This window comes from Pseudoalteromonas sp. DY56-GL22 (assembly GCF_041414715.1).
Taxonomy (GTDB): domain Bacteria; phylum Pseudomonadota; class Gammaproteobacteria; order Enterobacterales; family Alteromonadaceae; genus Pseudoalteromonas; species Pseudoalteromonas simplex.
On sequence record NZ_JANHZR010000028.1, the window covers coordinates 1 to 1,023 of the forward strand.

The window sequence follows — 1,023 nt, forward strand, 5'->3', positions numbered from 1 at the left end:
TGGTGGGTCGTACTGGACTTGAACCAGTGACCCTCGCCTTGTAAGGGCGATGCTCTCCCAACTGAGCTAACGACCCATTAAGAATTTAGATATGAACACCATTAGGGAATAATGGTGGGTCGTACTGGACTTGAACCAGTGACCCTCGCCTTGTAAGGGCGATGCTCTCCCAACTGAGCTAACGACCCATATCTAAAACAACTCATTGCTGCGTTGTTGTGGGGCGCTATTATAGATAGAGTTGTAAATGTGTCAACACTTGAATGAGTAAAAATGTGTTAGATGCAGCTTTTATAAACAATGACATGGCATTTAAGCATTTTTTGGCGAACAAATATGCAATTTACATTCATAAGCTTATATTCAGAGCTTGATCTATAGCTCTATGACCTAGGTAAATCATTCTAAAATGATATGAATACAGCAAATCTTTAAAACGGTTTTTCATATCAATAAATTTGCATCAGTTAATTGCACTCTACTTAGCACTATTAAAAACAAAGCAGGGTAGGGTGAAGTCGTTTTATTTAAAGCTTTAGGTAATGAATTTTATTTTGCATATAAATGTATACCTTTTTAAGGGAGTAAATTAAAAAAGCAAAGAGCCTTTGATAACAAACCAGCAATGCAATTAGCCCAAAATAGCTAATTTGATAGCGCTTTGTATAAAATACCTCCGTAACGGATTGATATTTAGTCAGCTTGTTGAAATTTAAATCATTTAAATAAACTTAGATAAAAAACTGTTGACTTTATTTGGGGGGGTGCATAGAATGCGCCCCGCACTCAGCGATACACAACCAACATTAATTGGTGGTGTGTATGCAAGTCGGGGCTATAGCTCAGCTGGGAGAGCGCTTCGCTGGCAGCGAAGAGGTCTGCGGTTCGATCCCGCATAGCTCCACCAGATTTGCATAGTGTTTGTCCTAGGGTTGCAGTTTTCTGCGTCCCCATCGTCTAGAGGCCTAGGACACCGCCCTTTCACGGCGGTAACAGGGGTTCGAATCCCCTTGGGGACGCCAC

The 1,023-nt window shown here is 41.1% G+C and carries 4 tRNA genes; 2 read left to right on the forward strand and 2 right to left on the reverse strand.

Annotated elements, in window-relative coordinates:
• A tRNA-Val gene (locus tag NO991_RS20530) sits at window positions 1-76 on the reverse strand.
• 36 nt (window positions 77-112) lie between these two features.
• A tRNA-Val gene (locus tag NO991_RS20535) sits at window positions 113-188 on the reverse strand.
• A 643-nt stretch (window positions 189-831) separates the two neighbouring features.
• Between NO991_RS20535 and NO991_RS20540 the strand changes: the two genes are divergently transcribed.
• A tRNA-Ala gene (locus tag NO991_RS20540) sits at window positions 832-907 on the forward strand.
• Window positions 908-946: 39 nt separating this feature from the next.
• Window positions 947-1,022 (forward strand) — tRNA-Glu (locus NO991_RS20545).
• Window position 1,023 lies beyond the last annotated feature (1 nt).